This is a genomic window from Saprospira grandis str. Lewin (genome assembly GCF_000250635.1).
GTDB classification, from domain to species: Bacteria; Bacteroidota; Bacteroidia; order Chitinophagales; family Saprospiraceae; genus Saprospira; species Saprospira grandis.
The window spans coordinates 1,501,473-1,524,947 of sequence record NC_016940.1; the positions used below are offsets into that span (position 1 = coordinate 1,501,473).

Consider the following 23,475-nt stretch of genomic DNA (forward strand, 5'->3'; position numbering starts at 1 on the left):
GCCGCACCACTTTCCATCCCTCAGCCGACGGCCCTTCGGGCCTATTTCCAAGCTAAGGGAGTATTGGACCAAAGCTTGGCCAAAACAAATAAAAAAAGGTCGAAAATGCAAATTTGCATAATCGACCTTTAAGTGCCTCGGGCGGGACTCGAACCCGCACGGTGTCGCCACCACAGGATTTTGAATCCAGCGCGTCTACCAATTTCGCCACCAAGGCTAGAGAAAAACTTTGTTGCTTCCCTTTGGAAGCGTTGCAAATATAAGGCGGTTTTTCTTATTTCCAAATTTATTTAGCCCATTTCCTCTATTTTTTTCAAATTTTCTTTGATTCGGGCCAAATACTTCCGCTTATAGTGGTAGTCTAAAACGGGTTCAAGCAATTGATTTTCTTTATTTTGGGCCAAATCATAGGCCTCAATGGCCTGTTTGATATTTTCTTTCAACTTTTTTTCAAAAGCCTGAATATCGGCTAAAATAGTTTGGTAAGCTTGGGCATCGAAATCAAACTGCAGCTCCATGATGGTTTCGTTAATCTCCATCATCTCCATCAAAAAAGCTTGCGGAAGGGCTGCATTTTGCCCTTCCTGCAAGAGTCCATGCAATTCTAAGATATAGCGCAGGCGGCTATCAAATGCTTTAAGGACCTTATAAGCTTTATTGTTGAGCGTAGACTTTTCTAGGGCCTCTTCTTGTTCTTTCTCGCTACTTAGGCTATGAAAATCGGGATGAAAGCGCTTGCTCATTTGCAAATATTTGCGCTTGAGAGCTTTTTCATCCAAACTAAATTGCCGGGGCAGTTCATAAAACTCAAAGTAATCCATTAGAATCCGTTTACGCCGTTTACAGTAGTATATTTAAATTGGACCTTCTTTTCGGGATGAATAATTTTGAAGGCCGATTGGACCATCAGGGTGGCCTCATGAAATCCGCAGAGGATCAGCTTAAGCTTACCGGGGTAGGTATTGATATCGCCAATGGCAAAAATGCCGGGAACATTGGTGCTATAGTCAAAGGTATCTACCTCAACTGCAGAACGGTTAATATTTAGTCCCCATTCGCCAATTGGGCCCAATTTGGGCGAAAGGCCAAAGAGCGGCACAAAATGCTCGGTCTCCAACCAATAATTATCGGCTCCTTTTTGCTTAATTTCTACGCCTTGCAGCTGCTCCTCTCCTTTTAGGCCAACGACCTGAGATTCTGTGAGCAGTTTAATGCGGCCAGCTTCTGCCAATTGTTCTACCTTTTCTACAGAATCTAGTGCTCCTCTAAAGCCTTTGCGGCGGTGGACCAAGGTCAATTCTTTGGCGACATCCGCTAAGTAGATGGTCCAGTCTAGGGCAGAATCCCCCCCACCGGCAATCACTACTTTTTTATCGCGATAAAACTCGGGCTCACGGATGATGTACTCTATTCCACGGTCCTCAAAGTCGGCAATATTAGAAATTGGGGGTTTGCGGGGGGCAAAGCAACCCAAACCGCCAGCAATGGCAATCACGGGCGCAATATGCACGGTCCCTTTATGGCTAGTGAGTTTGAAGCGGCCATCTTCTAGGCGTTCAATTTCTTCGGCTCTTTCGCCTAGGGTGAAGCCAGGATTAAAGGGCTCGATTTGCTTCATTAGGTTATCGATCAGATCGCCAGCGAGCACATCGGGAAAGCCCGGAATATCATAAATGGGCTTTTTGGGATAAATCTCGGTCAGTTGGCCACCGGGCTGAGGAAGGTAGTCAATTAGGTGACAGCGAAGCTTGAGCAAGCCCGCTTCAAAAACGGTAAATAGGCCCGTTGGTCCAGCACCGATAATTAAGATATCGGTTTCTATTACTTTATTTTCAGACATAAATGTATAATTCTTCTTAATTCAGCCGCAAAGCTCGCAAAAAAAATAGAGTTCTAAAAGGAATTTGAGCACTGCTTTCGTTCCTATTTAGATTCATTCTTAGCTAGAACAATAAGGGCTGGGCATTGTTTGTTTTGGGCCAGTTATTTTTGCGGTTTTGCAGGGCCGAAGGCCCGCAGGCTGAGGGATGGATAAGGGGGGCCGAAGGCCAGACCGAGCTTTTTGAGCAAAGCGAAAAAAGCGAAGGGCCGAGCAGACCTGCGAGCCCTGACACAGCCCGACCCGCCCAAAGGGCGGGGCAGCCCCAAAAAAAAGCAGTCTCTATAAAAGAAACTGCTTCTTACTTTTAGATAGCTTTGAGGGCCATCAGGCTAGCCTTCAGAAAATCGTTTAGATCGCCATCGAGTACTTTTTTGGTATCATGGCTTTGATAATTGGAGCGATGGTCTTTAATTCGGCGGTCATCGAGGACATAAGAGCGAATTTGCGAGCCCCATTCAATTTTCTTTTTGTTGGCCTCTAGGGCGTCTTTTTCGGCTTGGCGGCGTTGAATCTCTAGTTGATAGAGTTCGGAGCGCAACATTTTGAGGGCTTTTTCGCGGTTCATATGTTGCGAGCGTTCTTCTTGGCACTCCACCACAATGCCCGAGGGCAAATGGCGCAGGCGCACGGCCGATTCCGTTTTATTGACATGTTGTCCACCCGCTCCGCTAGCGCGGAAAGTATCCCATTCGATATCGGCGGGATTGACTTCAATCTCGATACTATCATCGACCAGAGGGTAGACAAAAACCGAGGCAAAAGAAGTTTGGCGTTTGCCTTGGGCATTGAAAGGGCTGGGACGGACCAGGCGGTGCACCCCATTTTCGTATTTGAGGAGGCCATAGACAAAAGCGCCATCAATTTCGATACTGACCGATTTGACTCCAGCCACATCGCCATCTACACGGTGCAATTCGCTATGTTTAAAACCTTCTTTTTCGGCCCACATCTGGTACATACGAAGCAGCATACTGGCCCAATCGCAACTTTCTGTTCCGCCTGCGCCTGCTTGAATTTTGAGGATGCAAGAAAGCTCATCTTCGGCTTCATTGAGGGTGGCTCGAAACTCTAAGTCATCAATTGCTGTTAAAGCTTTTTGGTATTGTTCTTCGACCTCCTCCTCCGAGACCTCCTCTAGCTGATAGAAGTCAAAAAGGACCTGCAAATCTTCTAGATATTCGGCGGTAGCTTCATAGCGTTTAACCCAATGCTCTAGGCCTGCTATTTTTTTTAGAATTTGTTGCGCCCGCTCGGCATCTGTCCAAAAATTGGGGTCGTAAGTATGTTTTTTTTCTTCTGTTAACTGCATTTTCCGATTGGGGACGTCAAAGATACCCCCTAAGAAGACTCAAACGAGTTTGCAGCTGATCCAATTGGTCGCTAGTCATAGAATTTATTTTTAATGAAAGGAAAGGCCAAAGATAAAAACTTTTGAAGAATGCTGCTTTTTCTTTGGCCAAATAGGAAGATGGAAGGGGACAAAAAGGTTATCTTTGTGACAGTTTTCTGATCCCCCTAGAAAGTTAAGCTCTAAACTTGAATTTATAGATGCGTTTTTTTCTCTATACTCTATCCCTGCTTCTTTTGCCCCAGTTGCTTTTTGGCCAAATTGACCGAAAGCGCTACCGCTTTATTTCTACCAACGAGCTCTTTTTTGAGTCGGGCTCTTTTGAGCTAGACGCCCAAGATAAGGCTGAGCTAAAGGCTTTGGTAGAAAAACTGTCTGGGGAAGAACTAGAAAAAATCATCATTCAGGCGCATACGGACTCTATTGGCAGTAGTTTGCACAATAATGAGCTGGCCCAAAATCGGGCAAATTCGGTGGCCCAAGAACTACTTTTGCAGGGCCTAGACAGCAGTTTTATTGATGTTCGGACCTATGGCGAGTTTAGCCCAATTGCCAATAATAACACCGAGGAGGGCCGGGCAAAAAACCGCCGCGTCTCCATTTATGCCTTGGCCCCCTACGACCCGAGCCGCTTTCGTGACAAATGCAAAATTAAGGGCCGATTAACCGACTCTAAAACCAATGCGCCCTTGGCCAATGCCCAGATCCTAATGGTTTGCATGGGCCGCCAAGATACCCTTTTTACGGATGCTGAAGGCTATTTTGAACAACTGCTGGGCGGCTTTAGACAACTGGAGCTTCGGGCTTATGCCAAAAATTATTTCTTTGCCAATCGCCTGCTCAAAACGCCCGAAACAGACTCTATTTATCTCGATATTCAGCTAGAACCGGCCCTTTTGGGCGGCAAGGTGCAACTTTCTGACCTCTATTTTCAGGCCGGCACCGCAGAGCTTTTGTCCAATTCAGAAAAAGCCCTAAACGAAATTGCCGATTTTATGCGCTATAATTCAACGCTCAAATTTGAGCTGGGCGGCCATATCAATAAACCCAACCGAGCCCCCGTTCCGCCCCAATCCCGCTCCTATCAACTCTCTGAAGCCCGCGCCAAGGCCGTTTATGACTACCTCATCCAAAAGGGCATCGCCGCCGAACGCCTAAAATATAGAGGCTATGGCAACTGGGAAATGATCCACCCCCGCGCCCAAACTGCCCTAGAACAACAACTCAACAGAAGGGTAGAACTCAAAATTATCCAATAATATTCAAGCAGTTTCTTTTTGAAGAGACTGCTTTTTTTGGGCGTTACTCCTTTCAGTCGTCGAACTGCGGCTTGCAGCCTTGTTGTCGCCTCGCTGCGCTCGTCGGCGGTTACTCCCTTCGGTCGTCGAACTGCGGCCTGAAGGCCTTGTTGTCGTTTCGCAGCTCGCTGCTTTTTTGGGGCCTCCGCCTCGCTGCGCTCGTCGGCGCTACGTTTCGCAGCTCGCTATTCGCTCGGCCCTGCGGCAGCTTTGCTGCCTGGGTCTGGCCTAACGGCCACTGCTGCACATCGCTAGGCCTGCGGCCCTTCGGGCCTGCAAAACCGAAAAAATGGACCAAGGCCAGCTGCTTTTTAAAAGCATTCTAAAAAAGGCTTCCTCTTCCCAGCAAAAAAGACTAAATTAAAGGCTGCCAAGCAGTTGGGGGCAAGCCCCTCAACATACATTTACTACCTAATCAAGACATTACATTATGGCCGAAAATACCTTAAGCCTAGAGCTGCTGCCTTCTTTAAAGAAAGCAGAGTACGAAAAGCTCTTTAAGAAAATGCCCCTTTGGAAAAAAGCCAGTGCGGTTATTTTTCTACAAGACTACCGCCTAGCCGGCAAAAAAACGACCCTAGCGGTCCCTTACAGAAAGCTCCCCGAAATGGTTGAAGCCTTCAAGAACCTTAAAAAAGAGGGCTTCCACCCTATCAAAAAAACGGCCGCCGCTAGCTTTAGCCTAGCACCCTCTGCCGATGGCTTTTTGGCCAAAGTAGATATCAAAAAAGGGGGCATGAGCAGCGAGCTGATTCAAAACAAAATGGCCGAAGCCTTTGGCAAACTAGGCATTACCCTAGAGTTTAATGCCCCAGAAGAAGAAGGAAGCGCTATTGCGGAGGAAAGTAGCGAGCTAGCCCCCTGGCAAGAGCATTTGGCCAGTATCAAAGGAGAGTGGTTGCCCGCAGTCAAAGCAGGAACAATAACTGCCGAACAAATCGCAGCCATGCAAGCGGCCCAAAAAGAACTAGTCCAAGAGGCCGACCCCAATGCAAAAAGTTTGCTGCCCAAGTTAGAGCAACTCCTAGCCGCCGCTAATAAAAACACCGCCACAGAAAGCGATAATGAACTCGCTATTTTGGCCCAAAAAATTGAACGCCTTACCGAAGAAACCAAGAAAACGGTATTGGGCCAACTCAAAGCCAATAAAGCTACGGATAAGGACCTAGACACTATCCAACGTCTAGAAGATAATATCCAGGCTTTTCTCAAAGCTTATGAACAAGCTACAGCAGAAGAAAAAGCCAGCCTAGCCAAAAAAGCCGAAAATATTCGGAGCAAACTCTTGCCCCAAGCCCAAACCCTAAAGGAAAAAGTGAAAGCTCAGGCACCTAGCCAAGCCGAAGCCCAAGCTGCCGAAGCCGATTTTTCTGCCCGCCTAGAAGAACTAGAGGCCCTTATCGCCGCTAAAGAAGCTGAGCTAAAAGCAGCAGAAAAAGCCCTAGAGGAAAAACCTGAACCCGAGCCCCTGCCCTCAGGTGCCGATTTTCTTAGCTTCCTCTTTTAATTCACTCCTTTTAAACTAAAAAATTATGGGTTTCGGAGATTTTTTGTCTAAAGTCCAAGAAGGCCGCAAGGTCCTCGAATCGGTCCAGAATGAATTGGGCCAGCGCAAAGCGCAAACAGAACAACCAAAATCAAAAAAGAAAGCAGCCGATTTATTGGGCCGCCTAGACCTTATCCTAGAAAAGGCCGATAAAATTGAGCGAGAAGGCGTTGATGTAACTGACCTGCTCCAAATTGGTAGCGAAATCGCTAAGAATAGTGGCAACGAAAAGGTCCGCCAAGTTGCCGAATCAGTTAGTCAAGTTACTGCTGATGGTAAAGTTGATACCGAAGAATTGGTCCGCGAAGGCCTAGAAACAGTAGCCAATAATACCGATAACGAACTGCTCGACGAGCTCTCTGAACGAGCTGGCGACATCTTAGAAGATGGCAAAATTGATAAAGATGAGCTTATTGCTGAAGGCCTAGACGCCATTGGCGAGCATTCGGGCAATGATAAGATTAAGAGTATTGCCGAGGCCGCCAAAGCTGTTTTGGAAGATGGCAAAACCGACCTAGGAGAAATCTTGGGCGTTAGCGCTGATGTATTCAAAGAAGAAATTGAAAAGGCTGGCCTAAGCGATTTGGTCAAAGAAGCCTCTGATATTTTTGATGGCGTAAGCAGCCTCGATGAGTTTTTGGAAAGAGGAAAGGCCGAGCTCAAACGCCTAGCCGAATTAGCCGCCAAAGCCCTTTTGGACCAATTCATCAACAGCTTCCTCAATCAGGGCATTAGCAAGGAGTTTTTGCATCTGCAGCATACACCGCCTCGCCAAAAATGGGGCCGTCTGTCTATGGGCATGTCTATGGATATTCGCCTATCGGGAACCCTTTCGGGCCGTTTTACTGGCTCTGAGGTAGAAATCAATAGCCAACTGAGCAGCTCTGCCTGGGCCCAAGGCGACCTAGAGCTAGATTGCGGCTTTACTATTCCGGTCATTAAGAAAAAAGTAGAGGGGCATGCCAAAGCAAATGTAAGTGGACAGCTCGACTGCCAAGCAGATGCTAAGGTGACTTTGGGCCTAAAGGATAAGAGTCTAGTAGGAAAACTTTATCCCACCACTGTAACGACCCAGCATGATATGCTACTCAAAGTAGAGATTCCGGGCTATATCGTCAGTCTATGGAATGGCGCCGCCTCTTGGTCTTTTGGTTATCTCGACCCCATTGATGCTTTCTTTACGCATAAATTGGGCAAATACGAGCTGCTCCAATTGCAGGTGCCTGGCTATGAAACGAGCTTCTCTATGCAAAGCCTCAGCTTTACACATGGCCCCAAAGGCGACTTTAAGATTGAGCCCGGCAAGGATGTCGCGCCCATGATCCAGAAGTTTGAGCAATACCTGCCATGGAATAACTAGCCTATTGCTTTGTCTTTAGGCTGGGGCTTTCCCCAGCCTATCGGCCTAGCGATGTGCAGCAGTGGCCCGCAGGGCCAGACCAAAGCGCTTTAGCGCTGCAGGGCCGAGCGAACAGCGAGCTGCGCAACGTAGCGCCGCAAGGCCGCAGGCCGCAGCGGAGGCCCCAAAAAATAAATTATCAACAGAAGAAAACGGAGATATGTCAATGCCAGAACTGCTGCAAGCTTTAGCCGAAGCGCGGCAAAGTGGAAAGCCTGATGAATTGAATGAGTTGGCCAGAGCGGCCATTATTGCAGAACCTGCCGTAGATTTGGGTTATTATTGTTTGGCCGAAGCCCTCTTTTTGGCCGAGCAGTACCAAAATGCGGAAATTGCCTTGGCCAAAGCCATTGAGTTGGCCCCCGAAAAAGCCAGTTATTTGCTGCGCATGGCCAGCTATAAGGATGTTCAGGGACAGGCGGCGGCCGCAAGGATTTTATATGATAAAGCCCTTGCTTTGGAGCCCAAAAATTGGCGGGCGCTTTTAGGTTTAGCCCATTATCAGTTGTTTGAGGCCCAAAATGTAGAGCGTGCCATTGAGTATTTGAATCAGGCGGAGCCTTCTGCTTTGGAAGAGCCCGATTTCTTGCGCCTCAAGGCCAAGACCTTGCTCAATATGGCCCAATTGGAAGAAGCTTTGGAGCTAATTGAGCGCTTGTTGGAGAAATCAGCTGATGAGGGCGCGCTTACGCTTAAGCTCAATGCTTTAATGATGCAGGCAGCCCCTTCTTTTAAGGAAATTAGCCTTACTTATAAAGCTTTGATTCAGGCGGCGGCGCAGCCCCTACCCTATTGGGTGGGTTTGGCCAATTACCTTTTAGCCGAAGAACAATATAGTCAGGCCGAAAAGGCCTTCAGAAAGGCTTTGGCCATGGCTCCCGCTCAGGAACAGTATGCGCTCAAAGGCTTGTTGGCGATCTGTTTACAGGCCCAAGGCCAATATGCCGAGGCCCTGAACATTTATCAGAAAATGGAGCAGGAACAGCCTGAAGATGAGGAAATTTACATCCAGAAGTCGCTCTTATTTGCCGCTCAAGATGAGTTTGGACAAGCCGCAGCTGCTTTGGAGAAAGTGATTGCCTTGAGTACGGGCATGCCTGCTTTAGAATGGAAGTTTAAGCGGGGACTTTATTTGCTGGAAGCTGGAGACTATGCTCCAGCCAAAGCCATCTTTGAAGCCCTTTTGCAAGAACCGCTCTACGCTCGAGAAGCCGCTTTTGCCCTAGGCAAATGCCTGCACTTGATGGGAGATGCAAAAGCGGCTTTTGCCCAATTGCAAGCGGCCCAAAAGGCCAAAAGTCGCAAGGCCAAAGATTATTTGCAAACGCATTTTGAGGCCGAGCTCAAAGCATTGGAGGCCGCACTTTTGGCCCAGCGAGCAGCTTGGGCGGCAGAAAATGCAAAATCGCCCTTTTTGGCGGCTCATTTTGGCCAATTGGGCCGTTTTGATCCCAAGCAAAACCGTTTGGACCCCAAACTACCCGCTGATGTGCAAAATATGCTCAAAGAGCGCTTGGCCGATATTAGCCTCTTGCTTTCTGCAGAGGGTGTACTCTTGCTCAACCCCATGGAAGAGCGAGCAATTCGGGCCAATTACCGCATTTTGGAAGAAGAAAAAGGCCGCTTATTGATGGAGCTTTACCCCTTGGATGGCTCACCCAATTTGATCTTCTTGCTTAGAGAAAGAGGCCCTGGCCGCCTTTCTGTAGAATGGCAAAAAGCTGGAGCCGAAGAAGTGCATTTTCAGCTTTCAACGAAGCCCAAAAGTAGTGATATGAAGGTCTTTAAGCGCTTTTGCAAAGCTAGCGACTTTGATTATCTGGGCGCAAAATATGCCGCCTGGAAAAAGTATTTATAGCCTGACACAATAAGGACCAAAAAGGCCCCACTCCAAATTTGGAGCGGGGCCTTTCTTATGCAAGAGCTTAAATGAACTAAGCTTCTTCTTGTCCTTCTGTTTTCTTCTTGATCGCACGCATTTGTGGGAAGAAGAGCACTTCTTGAATAGAGGTTTGGTCGGTCATCAACATCACTAGGCGGTCGATACCAATACCCAAACCAGAACAAGGAGGCATACCGTATTCTAGGGCACGGAGGAAGTCCTCATCCATGGCCATGGCTTCTTCGTCTCCTCTTTCGGCTAGGCGAAGTTGGTCCTCAAAGCGGCGGCGCTGATCGATAGGATCATTCAACTCGGTGTAGGCATTGGCAATTTCTTTGCCCATGACAAAGAGCTCGAAGCGCTCGACGAGTCCCTCTTCACTGCGGTGTTTTTTGGCCAAAGGGGTCATCTCGATTGGATAATCGGTGATGAAGGTAGGCTGAATAAGATGGGGCTCGGTGGTTTCGCCAAAGACCTCATCAATGAGTTTAGCGCGGCCCATGCTGGCATCTACATCAATATGTAGTTCCTTACAAAGGGCAAAGATTTCCGTTTCGCTCATATTGCGTAGGTTATGGCCACTATGCTTCTCAATTGCATCATAAATGCTGAGCTTCTCAAATGGTCCAGCAAAATTTACTTCATGTGTAGTAAATTCTTTGCCATGCTGCTTACGGATCTTAATGCTGCTGCTACCATGAACAGCAAGGCAGATTTTCTCAAAGAGTTGCTCCACCATCTGCATCATCCAAATGTAGTCCTTATAGGCCACATAAATCTCCATAGAGGTAAACTCGGGGTTGTGGGTCCGGTCCATCCCTTCATTGCGGAACATTTTGCCGATTTCATAAACTCCATCAAAGCCAGCCACAATGAGGCGCTTGAGATAAAGTTCATTGGCAATACGCAAATAGAGATCCTCATCCAAGGTATTGTGATGCGTCTCAAAAGGACGAGCGGCGGCACCACCATGCACAGCTTGCAAAATGGGCGTTTCTACTTCCAACCAGCCTTGAGCATCAAAGAAATGGCGCATTTCACGAACCACCTTAGAGCGGGTCAAGAAAATCTCTTTGTATTGTGGATTAACGGTAAGGTCCACATAACGCATCCGATAGCGCTGTTCGGCATCGGTAAAAGCATCATGTACATTGCCTTCATTATCCGTTTTTACGATAGGCAGGTTGCGGATGGCCTTGCCCAAAAAGGTAAACTCTTCTACATGAATAGAAAGGGTACCCGTTTTGGTATAAAAAGCATAGCCCTCAATGCCCACATAATCGCCAATATCGAGCAATTTTTTAAAGACCTTATTATAGAGATCTTTATTGTCTTCAGGGCAAACTTCGTCGCGGCTAATATAAAACTGAATACGTCCGCTGCTGTCTTGGAGTTCGGCAAAGCTAGCCTTTCCCATTACCCGTTTAGACATTAGGCGGCCGCTTAGGCGGACCTTTTTAAAGTCCTCGGCCTTTTCCTCGCTAAAGTTTTCGCTTACCTCTTTGGCCAGGTGGCTGACCTCAAAGGCCTCGGCGGGATAAGGGTTAATCTTGAGTTCCACCATTTTTCTCAAATTGGTGATGCGCTGTCGCTCCATTTCATTGAGCTTGCGGCCGCCTAATTGGCCAGCCTCCAGCAATTGGTCGAGCTCTTCTAGCCAGGCTTGGCTAGCTTGTTCCGTTAAAGCCATTTTACTGCTTACGTTTTATAAAAATTCAATCAATGTACAATTCTTCTTGTTTTGGGGCCTCCTGCCTACGGCAGGCGCTACGTTACGCAGCTCGCTTTTCGCTCGGCCCTTCGTCGCTTCGCTCCTTGGTCTGGCCTTCGGCCACTGCTCCACATCGCTAGGCCGAGCGGCCGCCTGCGGCGGCCTTTTTTGGTCCAGAAAGGCGCGAAGCGCCTTGGCTTAGCTGCCTAGAGGGGAGCCCGCAGGGCTAGACCCAGCCGCCAAAGGCGGCGCAGGGCCGAGCAGACTTGCGAGCCCGGCAGGGAGCGGCCCGCCCTTTGGGCGGGCAAGCCCCAAATCATTATACAACATGTTCGGCAATCGATTTAATGGTATCGACATCGCCCATGGTATAATAGTGCAGGCAGGGAACGCCTGCGGCTTTGAGTTCTTTAGACTGCATGACGCACCACTCTATGCCTACTTGGCGACGAGCTTCGGCATCTTTGGCGGCCATCATCGCTTTGGCTAAATCATCGGGCAAATCAATAAAGAAATGCCGAGGGATAGCGCTCAGCTGATACTTTTTGGTAATGGGTTTTAGGCCGGGTACAATAGGCACATCAATGCCTGCGGCCCGACATTTATCGACAAAATCAAAGTACTTTTGGTTATCAAAAAACATTTGGGTGACGATATAATCGGCTCCAGCTTCTACCTTTTGTTTCAGGAAATGCAGGTCCATATCGAGATTTGGGGCCTCAAAATGTTTTTCGGGATAACCCGCTACGCCAATGCAGAAAGAAGAGGCCTGCGCATCCATGAGGGTACTATCGAGATAGTGGCCTTCATTCATATTTTGGACCTGTTTGACCAGGTCTAGGGCATAGGCATGACCGCCTTCTTCGGGCATAAACTTAGTTTCAAACTTGCGGGGGTCACCACGGAGGACCAGCACATTATCGACCCCTAAAAACATGAGGTCAATCAGGGCATTTTCGGTCTCATCGGCGGTAAAGCCACCACAAATCAGGTGTGGGACAGCATCTACGCCATAGCGGTTCATGATGGCCGCACAAATGCCCACGGTGCCGGGGCGTTTGCGGATAGCGGTTTTCTCATAATAGCCGCTGGGGCGTCTTTTGTAGATAAACTCCTCACGGTGATAAGTTACATCAATAAAAGGAGGTTTAAACTCCATCAGTGGGTCCAAGGTGTCAAAAATTCCTTGGATGCCCCCTCCTTTCAGAGGGGGAAGGATTTCGAAAGAAATCAGGCTTTGGCCCTCCGCTTGGCGGAAGTGTTCGCTTACTTTCATACTGTTCGTGGGCTCTAATGAGCATTGGGGCCTGCGGTTTAGGCTTTATCTAGCCAAATGTGCAAGGCCAGGTTTTCGTATAATTCGATTTCTGCCCCTTCATTTAGGCCCTCTACTACTTCTAGTGATTGGGCCAAAACTTCGCGGCTAATATAATCCGCAAACTGGTCGATAGCCGCTTGGATAGCCGGCTGTTTTTCCAGTTTCAGTTGAATGCGATCGGTGACCTCTAGTTGTTGGTCTTTGCGAAGGTTTTGGATACGATTAACGAGTTCGCGGGCCATTCCTTCGGCCTTTAGCTCCTCGCTAATGCTTTCGTCTAGAGCGACTACGATTTCGTTATCAGAAGTGACCAACCAGCCCTCGATATCCTCCGAAGTGATTTGCACTTCTTCTAGGTGGATGGGGGTGGCCGTTCCCTCTAAGTCAATCATAAACTGCCCTTCTTTTTCTAGGCTTTGGATATCGGCCTGTGTCATGGCTTCGATAGCCATTTTGGCGGCCTTCATTTGCTTGCCTAGGCGTTTTCCAAGGACCTTAAAGTTGGGTTTTACCCCTTTCTTCAAGATACCAGAGCTATCTCGAACATATTCGATGGCCTTCACATTCACCTCAGAGAGGATCAAATCCTTAACGGCCTCTACTTGGGCCTCAAAACCTTCATCTAGGATAGGCAAGAGGATACGTTGTAGGGGTTGGCGTACACGGATTTTGTGTAGGCGGCGAAGTGCATGCACCATAGAAGAAATGCGCTGTGCATAATCCATGCGCTGCTCTAGTTCGGGAACGATAGCCGATAAGTTAGCGGCAGGGAAATCGGCTAGATGTACAGAATCTTTGCCTGCGCCCTCTTGGCCTGCTTGTAGGTTAAGGTATAAAAAATCGCTAAAGAATGGAGCGATAGGTGCCATCAAGCGGCTTAGGGTTTCCAGAACCGTATAAAGCGTTTGGTAAGCGGCTAGTTTGTCCTCATTTTGCTCGCCTTTCCAGAAACGGCGGCGGCAAAGGCGGACATACCAGTTAGAGAGTTGAGCATCGACAAAGTTGGCGATTTTACGGCCCGCATTAGTGGGCTCATAATCGCTCATATCCTCATCTACTTCTTTGACCAAGCTATTGAGTTTAGAGATGATCCAGCGGTCAATTTCTGGACGTTTGGCTAGCTCTAGCTCTCCTTTGAAGTCAAACTCCTTGATACTTTGGCCATCAAATTCATCGATATTGGCATAGGTAGCAAAGAAGATATAGGTATTGTAGAGGGTGCCAAATAGTTTTCGGCGCACCTCATCTAGGCCTTCTACATCAAACTTGAGGTTATCCCAAGGTTGTGCATTGGTCAGCATATACCAGCGTGTGGCATCTGCTCCGTATTTGTTAATCGTTTCAAAAGGCTCTACGGCATTGCCGAGGCGCTTAGACATCTTCTTACCGTTTTTGTCTAGCACCAAGCCGTTAGAAACTACATTTTTATAGGCAACTTGATCAAAAGCCATAGTGGCGATAGCATGCAAGGTATAGAACCACCCTCTGGTTTGGTCCACTCCTTCTGCGATAAAGTCGGCAGGGAAAGCGCGAGCGCCTTCTTTGCCCTGAATGGCGTTATCGATCAGTTCTTTATTCTCAAAAGGATAGTGTTGTTGGGCATAGGGCATAGAGCCGCTATCAAACCAAACATCAATTAGGTCGGCTTCGCGATACATGGGTTCGCCATTGCTTGCGCAAAGGACAATCTGATCCACGATATGTTTGTGAAGATCTACCTTAGCATAGTTCTCCTCAGAAAAATCATTGGGTACAAAACCCTCATAAGGATTGCTTTGCATAAGGCCAGCGGCCATAGATTGCTCGATAGCGGCCATCAATTCCTCTAGGCTGCCAATACAGCGCTCTTCGCTGCCATCTTTGGTTCGCCAGATGGGTAGGGGGATTCCCCAGAAGCGAGAGCGAGAGAGGTTCCAATCTTGTAGATTCTCTAACCAACCGCCAAAACGGCCTTCTCCAGTAGAGGCGGGCTTCCAATTGATAGTTTTATTGAGCTCATACATCCGTTCTTTTACAGCAGAAGCTTGGATAAACCAAGAATCTAGCGGATAGTAAAGGATGGGCTTATCGGTTCTCCAGCAATGGGGATAATTATGCGAATACTTTTGCGCATTGAAGGCTAGGTTTTCCGTTTTGAGGTGGATGACAATATCCACATCTACAGAGCGGAACTCCTTGCCTAGGTTTTCATAATCCTTCACATAGCGTCCAGAAAAAGGACCTACATTTTCCTTAAAGCGACCTTGCTTATCCACCAAAGTCAATGCACCGATTCCCGCTTTTTGAGCGGCCATGCGGTCATCTGCACCAAAAGAGGGGGCCGTATGTACGATACCCGTACCGTCTTCGGTAGTTACAAATTGGCCCAAGATGATGCGGAAGGCATCGGTTTGGCCTTGCAAGGGCTCGATGGGGTTGCCATAATTGAGCAACTGCTCATAGCGGATGCCTGCTAGGTCCTTGCCTGTAAAGGGCTCAGAGCTTTGAATGATTTGCGGTTGTTTTTTGCCGCCCATCCATTTTTTCACTAGCGCTTTGGCCAAAACCACACTAACGGGCAGTTCGGTATAAGGCGAAGTTGTTTTGATTTTGACATATTCGATTTTTGGACCAACAGTCAAAGCTGTATTAGAGGGCAGGGTCCAAGGCGTGGTGGTCCAAGCCAAAAAGCGAACATCTTCATCTTCATCATCAAAAAGGAAGGCAGATTGTTCTGATTTTTGGACCTTAAACATGGCCACTACCGTATTGTCCGAAACATCTTTGTAACAACCTGGCTGATTGAGCTCATGCGAGCTCAAGCCCGTACCCGCTGCAGGCGAATAAGGCTGAACCGTTAGGCCTTTGTACAAAAGTCCTTTGTTATATAGACGAGCGAGCAGCCACCAAACGGTCTCCATATATTTGGGCTCATAGGTGACATAAGGCTTATCGAGGTCTACCCAATAGCCCATTTTCACCGTCAGTTTGTCCCAAAGGTCCTTAAACTCCATGACGGTTTCCTTACAAGCCTGATTGTACTCTTCAATAGAGATTTTTTGGCCAATATCTTCTTTGGTAATGCCCAGTTTCTTCTCTACGGCCAATTCAATAGGGAGTCCATGCGTATCCCAGCCCGCTTTACGGCGGACCATTTTGCCCTTCATGCTCTGATAGCGGCAAAAGCTATCTTTTACGGAGCGGGCCAATACGTGGTGAATACCCGGACGGCCATTGGCAGAGGGGGGGCCTTCATAGAAAACGAAGTTTTCGGCGCCTTCTCGCTCTGATACAGAGCGCTCGAAGATCTGCTTTTCGGCCCAATAGTTTAGGATATCTTGGTCAATGGCAGCCAGATTCAACTGCTCATATAGCTTGTAAGATGCCACAGTTTTTTATTTTAATTTTTTATTGCTTGCTTATTTTTTTGGGGCCTCCGCTGCGCTACGCTTGCGGCGCTACGCTTCGGGGCTCGCTATTCGCTCGGCCCTTCGCAGGCTTTGCCTGCTCGGTCTGGCCTACGGCCACCCCTACACATCGCTAGGCCAAGGCGGCTGCACCGCCTAAGTAGCCCTTGGCAAAAGGCAGAAAAAAATGATTGGCAAGGCTTTAAATTCCTGCAAAAATAAGAAAAGCTCTGACAAATTTAATATCTGTCAGAGCTTTTCCGAGGGCATAGCAAAGTCCTCCTCAAACAGATTGCTGCTTAGGAATTTTCTTTTGCTTAATAATATTTTGCCCTGGATATTTCATCGGTAAAATTTGATTCACGAACTCCCCAACAAGGAAGGCCCCTATTTAGTTCACTGAAAATCGATTTTTTTTATTTTTTTTGAATTGGCCCAAACTCCCCGAAGGGATTCCCTAAGGAATCCCGTAGAGGGGAGGGTGGGCGGGGACATATTAACGAATGAGGAGCGCAGCGACGAATACCGCTTTAAAGGGAGCTGCCCAGCGCTGTGGAAGACCTTTTTTCGGCGGGTTGAAACCCACCGCAACAATAGTATCGCTTTGCGATAATTTATAAATGAGGGTTAAAACCCTCATGAATTTAGCGGCGGCCAGCTTTGCTGGCCGCGGGCCCCAAATATTTAGCCCCAAAACAAACAAGCCCCAAAGATTAACCCGCCTAAAAGGAAAAGCAAAAAGGTGTAGGGCAACAAATTTTGCGCTTTTAGGCCCGTGATGCCCAAAAGAGGCAAAGCCCAAAATGGCTGCAACATATTACTCCACTGATCGCCATAACAAAGGGCCAAAACCGCCTTGTACAAAGGCACATCCAATTGCTGAGCACTTTCTATGAGAATAGGACCTTGGACCAACCACTGCCCGCCCCCGCTAGGCACAAAAAAATTGACCAGCGCTGCCGAACAAAGCGTAAAAAAGGGAAAACTTTGGGGACTGGCGTATTGCACAAAAGTCGCCGAAAAATAATCGACCAAGCCAGAACTGAACATAATGCCCATAATGCCTGCATAAAAAGGAAACTGAATGAGGATGCCGCTGCTGCCGCCTATAGCCTGGCCCACCGCCTGCTGAAATTGGCTCAGGCGGCCGTGTAGAAAAAAAGCCATACCGAAAAGGACAAAAATGAGGAAGTTAGGATTGAAAAAACGAAACTGCCAATCAAAACCTGTTTTTTGGACCCAAATGGGCAAAATAAGCGCCTGATAAAGGGCCAAAAATAGCATCAAAGCCCCCAAGCCCCAGGCTAAAGGTTGCCATTGGTCTAAGCGGGCCGCCCCTTCTAGCTTAGTCTCCGCTCCCCTATCGGCTAAAGGTTTTTGTGGCAATTGAACGGCAGGCGGGCGCATAAAATGGCCCAAAAGGCCCAAAACGGCAGGAATAATCGCCAAGCTCAAGCCTAAAACCCAAAGATTGAGCGAAGATAAAAGCGTTTGACCAATAGGAATAACGCCCATTTGTTCCGCCATTTCATGACCCTCCTCTGCAATTTTGAGTGGGGCCGAGCCCGAGAGGCCCGCATGAAAAATCATCATACAAGAATAGGCGGCGGCGCCCAATAAGGGATAATGAACTTTCTGGCCCTTTTGGGCAGCCGCCTCCCCAAGTTTTCGGACCAATACCGCAGAAAAGATAAGCGCAAAGCCCCAATTAAACAACCCTAGAAGCATACTACTTAGGGCCACGGCAAAAACAGCCCAGCCCGAATGTCCCGCCAAGCCCGTAAAACGCTCCAACAACCAATTGGCAGGGCGGCTAAGAGCCGCCACATGGCCCAGAACCAAAATGAGCATCATTTGCATCGAAAAGGCCAAAAACTTAAAAAATCCGCCTTGCCAATAGGTCCAAAGGGCCAAAAAATAAGGCGTTCCTTGGGCCTTTTGGCGCAGCTCTAGCCCTTGCTTTTTGGGCAGCTTAATGGAAGTATTCAGTGGGTTATTTGTCTTGATTTGGAGTTTGCCTCTCCAGACCAACTCCCCTACTTTATTTTTAATCGACAAGCTATTATTGGTCCATTGCAGGTCTAGCTCTTGGCCAGCCTGTTGAAAAGAAGCTGTTGTTTGCTGCTCAAGATTGACTTGGACCAAAGATTGGCCATTTTGGTCCAAAACTTCTAAAAATGGCTTGGGAGAAGCGGTCAGAAAAAGCGCCAAAACATATGTAAATAAGGTCAACAAAATAGCCAGCGCCAAAGGGTTGGGCAATACTTTTTGGACCAAAGCAATAAAGCGAGCAGAAAGCGACATAAGCAAATTGTCTTAAAGCAAAAACTCCAATGAAAAAATAAAAAAAGGGCGCTGACCAAGATTGGTCAACACCCTTGAAAATACACGGAAGTTTTTCAAATACGGAAATGGAACACAAAATTTTAGCTATTCATCAGTGGTTTTTCTAGCTCCAAGCCTTTAATCAAATCGATCAACTTTTGGGCATTTTGGTCTTTTTGGAAATAGCCCTGCTCCTCCAATGCTTTGGCCCAAGCGCTACAACTATTTTCCTTGGGCGCTTCTAGACTTTGCAAATAAAGGCTATGGGCCTTAAATCCCGCCCAAAGACTACGATAGCGAGCATAGCGTTGGCCATGGAAAATGCCTTCTCCGGTGCAGCCCTCATGAGCGAGCAAACTATTATTTTCGAGAAGAAGGTGAAAAGGATTATTTCCAGCTTTGGCCACCGCTGTTTGGCCAAAATCAGATTGCATAATAGCTAGGCCCAAAAGCAAAGCAGCAGGAATTTTAGTTTTGCTGGCTTCATTTTCGGCCAAAGGGCGCAGGCGATTCATAAAATCGAGCTGTTTTTGCAGCTTTTCGTCAGAGATTTCGACAGAAACGGGCTTTTTAACTGTAGGTTGAATTTCTGGAATTTGCGGAAGATTTTCCGAACTCAATTCCTTATTTTCTTCTGCAGTGGCAGGCTGCTCTTCTTTTTCTTCTTGAGCCATAGCCAAAGGAGCTGCGGCTTGCGTTGTTTTGGGCAATTCGCTACTGACAAAGCTGGCTTTTTGGGCCTTAACCAAAGGTTCTCCACTCAATTTTGCTGTATTTTCTACCGCTTGATTTTGGGCCAACTGCTGCGGCAAGGCAGAAATTTGGGGCCAAAAATAAATGCCTGAAGCAATAGCCACAACAGCAGCAGTTCCCCAACGGCCTTTAGGGTGAAACAAAAAATAGGGTCGGCGAATGCGAGCGGCCCAAGCGGCTGGCGCCATCCACAAACGAAAAGCGCGATAACGCTCCTTCATCCAGAAAGACCAAGACGTTTTTTTATTTTGTTGGAGCTGCAAGCTCTTATCTTTATCTACCGTCGGTTCAATATTTTCGGCTTGCATTTTCTTCTTATAAGAGAGTGGGTAGATGATGGTAAAGCGGTCTTTCATACTGGGCGATTTTATGGATGCTGCAAATCAGATTGTTTCAACTCTTCAAAAGTAAAACTTTTTGTTTGTAATTTCAACTAAAACCGCCCAAAAATTAAAACAAAAATGCAAAATAGGCCAAAATCAAAATTTATCATTGGAGACATCCACGGATGTTACTACAGTTTGTTGGAACTTTTAAAACAATGGGATGCAAGTCAGGAGCAGCTTTGTTTGCTCGGCGACTTGATTAGTAAGGGGAAGCACAGCTTGGAGGTGGTCCAATGGGCCAAAAAAATGGAGCAGTTAGGTGCCTTAGTGTTAAGAGGCAATCATGAGCAGCAATTGGGGCAGCAGTATTTAGCTGGGCGGGCCAGCCAGCATTGGGCCGAGGCCTTTTTTGATGCCATTGAGGCTCAATATGCGGCAGAGGGGCTCGACTTTATGGCCGATGTAGCTTGGTTGGCCCAACGGCCCACTTACTATGAGGAGGAGTTTTCTTTTCTATCTCATGCGGGCTTGGGTTATGGGCCCCATGCTTGGGACCCCATGCATCCGCAGGGCATTTTGTGGCATCGTGGTCCATTAAAACCCTTAGGGAAATTGCAGTTTTTGGGACATACGCCCCAGAAAGCCGTGCTTTATCGACCAAAAGAAGGCTATTGCAATTTGGATACGGGAGCTTCTTTGGGCAATCTCTTATCGGCGGCTCGGGTAGATGAAGCGGGAAATATATTGGAGTTCATTTCGGTAGCTACTGATCCTAGAGATTTGGCATAGCAAAGGCCCGCTAGTTTCTACTAGCGGGCCTTTTTGGTCCTATTTTGCGGTTTTGCAGGCCCGGAGGGCCGCAGGCTGAGGGGCTGTAGCAGGGCCGCCGAAGGCGGCAGACCAAGGCGGCGAAGCCGCTGCAGGGCCGAGCAGACCTGCGAGCTGCGCAATGGCCCGACCCGGCCTTTGGCCGGGGCAGCCCCAAATAAATAGCTTATCCAAACATCTTCGACCAGAACTTCCATTTCCAGAACTGCCACCACTTTGGTTTCTTCTTTTTGGGGGCTTTGGGCTGTGGTTTTACGGTCTCCTTGGGTTGCTCCTCTTCAAAGACAATATATTCCTCTTCTTCTGGCTGCGGCTCCTTTATTTCTGGCGTTTGGGGTTCTTCTTTGGGTGGGTCTTCCTGGGCCAAAATGGGTTCATCCTTGATGGGGCGCTCATATTTTAGGAACCATTCGTAGAGTTTGGGCCAAGAAAAGACGCGAACCGCCTCCGAATGTCCCCAGTTTTTCTCTTCGATATAATTCACCTCGGTATTTCCGGCGGCTTTTAGGGCCTTCACCATCTTTCGAGACTCCTCTACGGGCACGGGTTTATCCTTTTTGCCGTGCACCACAAAATGGGGCAAATTTTTCATGCCTTCTACATCCTTTAGGCGGCCACCGCCAGCAATAGGGGCCACAGCGGCAAAGCGATCGGGGGCATAGCCCGCCAAATACCAAGCGCCATAACCGCCCATACTCATGCCGCAGAGATAGACCTTTTTGCGATCTACGGCATAATGGGCCTCGGCATAATCTAAAATTTGGATCAATTTATCATTTTCCCAGCCCTTCTGGCATTGGGGAGCGATCACGATAAAATCGAGTTCTAGTTTTCGTTCCAGTTCATAAATCACCCCATATTTTTTCACCTTATTCAGGTCTGTTCCTTGAATACTTCGGCCATGCAGATAAATCAGCAGGGGAAATTTTTGGCCCTCTTGGCCGCTATATCCCTTGGGGAAATAGGTCCAATATTCATAGGGTAAATTTTTATTTCGGACCGCATGCAGGCCCGCCTGATCTTTTTGGCCCCAGAGCGTGCAGCTGCTCAGTAGGAGAAAAAGGAAGAGATATTTATACATAATAGCAATTGATTTGGGGAGTAAATTTAGTGCATTAGAACGACTTTTTGGGGAGGATTATTTTGGGGCTGCCCCGCCCTTCGGGCGGGTCGGGCTGTGTCGTGGCTCGCAGGTCTGCTCGGCCCTGCAGTTTTTTTCGCTTCGCTTCAAAAAACTTGGGTCTGGCCCTTTGGGCCACCACTATCCATCCCTCAGCCAGTCGCTTCGCTCCTATTGGGCGCTTCGCGCCCTTAAACAGAAAACCCTCTAGCGGGAAGCTAGAGGGTTAAAACACTTGGCTGATATATAATAATCAGAGACCTTATTTATTCGAAGCGAACAGACTTAGGAGCATCTTGAGCATCCATAAGCATGCCTGTAGCGCCTTCAGTAGCTTCTCCTTTGGGGTTTACTTGTTCTTGATTCTTCTTATTTACGTACTCTTGGTTATTGAACCAAGCGCTACCTTCCCACAAGAAGGCAATAATTGCCCAAATAAAGAGGAGCATAGGAAGAATAATCGTAGCGATCATTGGTTTCACCTCACTACCGAGGTGCATAAAGATAGCTGTAATATAGTAAGCCTTATAAAGGCTAAGTGCAATCATTACAGGAATCATGATCATTTTAGGAAGAGTAAGGCCTTCGATGAGGTGGCCATTACCAATAAGAGCGATACCTACTTCTGCGAATGTAACAATAAGCAAAATGATAAAACCATTGCGGCCTACTTTGATATCTTCTTCACGAGTTGTTACGTGAGCCATGATATATATGCGTTAAAAAGTTAATCGAATAGAATTTAGAGTAGATAGAAGGCTAGGAAAACGAAAACCCAAACCAAATCTACAAAGTGCCAGTAAAGACCAACTTTCTCTACCATTTCGTAGCCGTTCTTACGGGCGACGTAAGTGCCATTAGCAGCTTGGATAGCGATAATGAGTAAGAAGGCTAGCCCAGTAAATACGTGAAAACCGTGGAAACCAGTAATAAAGAAGAAGAGCGCACCAAAAGCTTGGGGGCCAAAAGCCTCTGTTTTGATTTCTCCATCAGTAGTTTTATAGGCACCTACTGCATAGTCATGCATATCATGTTGATAAGTAATGAGGTAAGAATCACCGGCTTGGATTTCCATTTTTTTGGGAAGATCGCCATGATGGTCTCTTTTTTCAAAATACTTATTGCCTTTAGCGTCGGTAAAGTAAGTGACTTCAGTAGTTTTGCCATGGCTTTCTAGGCTAACAACCTCTTTATCCCATCCTTTTTCTTTAGCGATACCATTAAGTTCGTCTAGAGTAAGGTATTTTCCTTCATCGATATGAGTTGCGAAGGGGTTAGTGTAGAGCGTCATACCTTCTGTAGAGATCAGGTTGGTCCATTCCCAAGCTTGGCAGCCAAGGAACAAGGCGCCACCTACTACGGTAGCGAGCATCCATTTTACTACAGCAGATTGATTTTCTCTTTTACCTTCTTGTACGGCACGAAGCACAGTAACCGAACTAACAATCAAGACGAAAGTCATGAAAGTTACAAAGATAAGGGGGGCACCAGAGATGCCGAAGGGAGCAGTTTGGAATACAAAATCGGGTACGGGCCAACCTTTCACACTAAAGCGCAGGGCACCATAGGCCAAAAGGAATCCACCAAATGTAAAAGCATCTGAGAGGAGGAAGTACCAGATCATGAGCTTTCCGTAGCTCGCTTTGAAAGGAGACTGGCCACCATTCCAGAGATTTTCCTTCTGGGGGGCGTTATCGTGCTGCTCCTGTGTTTCGATGACTGTTTCGTTTGCCATTGTATCGGATCAATTTGTAAAAATTACAGATAGATGTTTATTGTTGTATCAGAAAGAACACCAAGAGATAGAGCCAGAGGATATCTACAAAGTGCCAGTAAGTAAAAGTCAAGTCTATTTTGAGTGTACGTTTGGGCGTGGGTACATCAAATCGGCCGCGGATAAGGCCAACAGCGAGAACGACTAGGGCAACAACTCCACCCATCACGTGTAAGACGTGAGCGGCAGTAATCAAGTAAAGAAAGCTACTAGATTGATTAGCGACCAAGTCGATACCTACTGCTTGTAGTGATTCCCAGCCGGCGTACTGTAGGCCAATGAAAGCGAAACCCAGCAGAAAGCCTAAAAAGTAGAGTCCTTTAAAGGTTTTTGCATCTGCTTTGAGATATGCTTTTTTGGACAAGTAGAAAGCGAGGCTACTTCCAAGGATAGCAATTGTGCTATAAAAGAACTCATTGGGAAGCGGAAAGTTATACCAGTTGGCAGAAGCTTTTCGCACGATGTAGGCACTAGTAAATGCCGAAAAGAACATAATCATCCCGACGATGCCCATCCAGAGGGCAAATTTTTTGGGGTGAATACGTTTTACTGTTTTATTTAAAGTGCTCATGGCGCTTT

At 47.4% G+C, this 23,475-nt stretch carries 17 protein-coding genes and 1 tRNA gene; 5 read left to right on the forward strand and 13 right to left on the reverse strand.

Annotated elements, in window-relative coordinates:
• Window positions 1-133 precede the first annotated feature (133 nt).
• The 4 genes from SGRA_RS06655 to prfB all read right to left on the reverse strand — a co-directional run bounded on the left by SGRA_RS06655 (window position 134) and on the right by prfB (window position 3,270).
• A tRNA-Leu gene (locus tag SGRA_RS06655) sits at window positions 134-217 on the reverse strand.
• Window positions 218-290: 73 nt separating this feature from the next.
• Window positions 291-821: a Fe-S protein assembly co-chaperone HscB gene (gene hscB / locus SGRA_RS06660; protein ID WP_015691856.1), complete on the reverse strand. Its 531-nt coding sequence runs from the start codon at window positions 819-821 to the stop codon at window positions 291-293.
• Window positions 821-1,840 (reverse strand): NAD(P)/FAD-dependent oxidoreductase, encoded by a 1,020-nt coding sequence (locus SGRA_RS06665; RefSeq protein WP_015691857.1) that lies wholly within the window; start codon window positions 1,838-1,840, stop codon window positions 821-823. Before SGRA_RS06665 ends, hscB begins: the two co-directional genes overlap by 1 nt.
• Window positions 1,841-2,186: 346 nt before the next feature.
• Window positions 2,187-3,270, reverse strand: a protein-coding gene (gene prfB, locus SGRA_RS06675; RefSeq protein WP_187288186.1) for a peptide chain release factor 2 whose coding sequence is annotated in 2 segments (ribosomal slippage) — window positions 2,187-3,209 and window positions 3,211-3,270 — 1,083 coding nt in all. Because the reading frame shifts where the segments join, the coding sequence is not laid out codon by codon here.
• A 160-nt stretch (window positions 3,271-3,430) separates the two neighbouring features.
• Here prfB and SGRA_RS06680 point away from each other — a divergent pair.
• The 4 genes from SGRA_RS06680 to SGRA_RS06695 all read left to right on the forward strand — a co-directional run bounded on the left by SGRA_RS06680 (window position 3,431) and on the right by SGRA_RS06695 (window position 9,331).
• Complete coding sequence (locus SGRA_RS06680) at window positions 3,431-4,489, forward strand: OmpA family protein (protein WP_015691860.1); 1,059 nt, start codon at window positions 3,431-3,433, stop codon at window positions 4,487-4,489.
• 469 nt (window positions 4,490-4,958) lie between these two features.
• On the forward strand, window positions 4,959-6,035 hold the full coding sequence (locus tag SGRA_RS06685; RefSeq protein WP_015691862.1) for a hypothetical protein: 1,077 nt from the start codon (window positions 4,959-4,961) through the stop codon (window positions 6,033-6,035).
• Window positions 6,036-6,060: 25 nt separating this feature from the next.
• Window positions 6,061-7,434 (forward strand): hypothetical protein, encoded by a 1,374-nt coding sequence (locus tag SGRA_RS06690; protein ID WP_015691863.1) that lies wholly within the window; start codon window positions 6,061-6,063, stop codon window positions 7,432-7,434.
• Window positions 7,435-7,633: 199 nt separating this feature from the next.
• Entirely contained in the window at window positions 7,634-9,331 is a 1,698-nt protein-coding gene (locus tag SGRA_RS06695; RefSeq protein ID WP_041329530.1) for a tetratricopeptide repeat protein, read from the forward strand.
• A 76-nt stretch (window positions 9,332-9,407) separates the two neighbouring features.
• On the opposite strand, the gene lysS is transcribed toward SGRA_RS06695, so the two are convergent.
• The 5 genes from lysS to SGRA_RS06720 all read right to left on the reverse strand — a co-directional run bounded on the left by lysS (window position 9,408) and on the right by SGRA_RS06720 (window position 19,204).
• Window positions 9,408-11,045, reverse strand: a complete 1,638-nt coding sequence (gene lysS / locus SGRA_RS06700) for a lysine--tRNA ligase (protein WP_015691865.1) — start codon at window positions 11,043-11,045, stop codon at window positions 9,408-9,410.
• Window positions 11,046-11,385: 340 nt separating this feature from the next.
• Window positions 11,386-12,342 carry a methylenetetrahydrofolate reductase [NAD(P)H] gene (gene metF, locus SGRA_RS06705; protein WP_015691867.1) on the reverse strand — a complete coding sequence of 319 codons (957 nt, stop codon included), beginning with the start codon at window positions 12,340-12,342 and terminating at the stop codon, window positions 11,386-11,388.
• Between the two features lie 38 nt (window positions 12,343-12,380).
• Window positions 12,381-15,752 carry an isoleucine--tRNA ligase gene (gene ileS / locus SGRA_RS06710; protein WP_015691868.1) on the reverse strand — a complete coding sequence of 1,124 codons (3,372 nt, stop codon included), beginning with the start codon at window positions 15,750-15,752 and terminating at the stop codon, window positions 12,381-12,383.
• A gap of 702 nt (window positions 15,753-16,454) precedes the next feature.
• Window positions 16,455-18,074: a TIGR00366 family protein gene (locus SGRA_RS06715; protein WP_015691870.1), complete on the reverse strand. Its 1,620-nt coding sequence runs from the start codon at window positions 18,072-18,074 to the stop codon at window positions 16,455-16,457.
• 122 nt (window positions 18,075-18,196) lie between these two features.
• Complete coding sequence (locus SGRA_RS06720; RefSeq protein WP_015691871.1) at window positions 18,197-19,204, reverse strand: glucosaminidase domain-containing protein; 1,008 nt, start codon at window positions 19,202-19,204, stop codon at window positions 18,197-18,199.
• Window positions 19,205-19,309: 105 nt separating this feature from the next.
• Between SGRA_RS06720 and SGRA_RS06725 the strand changes: the two genes are divergently transcribed.
• Window positions 19,310-19,963: a metallophosphoesterase gene (locus SGRA_RS06725; RefSeq protein WP_015691872.1), complete on the forward strand. Its 654-nt coding sequence runs from the start codon at window positions 19,310-19,312 to the stop codon at window positions 19,961-19,963.
• A 205-nt stretch (window positions 19,964-20,168) separates the two neighbouring features.
• On the opposite strand, the gene SGRA_RS06735 is transcribed toward SGRA_RS06725, so the two are convergent.
• From SGRA_RS06735 to SGRA_RS06750, 4 genes are all read right to left on the reverse strand, one after another.
• On the reverse strand, window positions 20,169-21,083 hold the full coding sequence (locus tag SGRA_RS06735; protein ID WP_015691874.1) for a carboxylesterase family protein: 915 nt from the start codon (window positions 21,081-21,083) through the stop codon (window positions 20,169-20,171).
• A gap of 305 nt (window positions 21,084-21,388) precedes the next feature.
• Window positions 21,389-21,829 carry a cytochrome C oxidase subunit IV family protein gene (locus tag SGRA_RS06740; RefSeq protein WP_015691875.1) on the reverse strand — a complete coding sequence of 147 codons (441 nt, stop codon included), beginning with the start codon at window positions 21,827-21,829 and terminating at the stop codon, window positions 21,389-21,391.
• 35 nt (window positions 21,830-21,864) lie between these two features.
• The gene (locus SGRA_RS06745; RefSeq protein ID WP_015691876.1) at window positions 21,865-22,857 is read right to left on the reverse strand and encodes a cytochrome c oxidase subunit 3; all 993 of its coding nucleotides are present in this window, start codon (window positions 22,855-22,857) and stop codon (window positions 21,865-21,867) included.
• Window positions 22,858-22,894: 37 nt separating this feature from the next.
• Window positions 22,895-23,467 (reverse strand): cytochrome c oxidase subunit 3, encoded by a 573-nt coding sequence (locus SGRA_RS06750; RefSeq protein ID WP_041329531.1) that lies wholly within the window; start codon window positions 23,465-23,467, stop codon window positions 22,895-22,897.
• Window positions 23,468-23,475 lie beyond the last annotated feature (8 nt).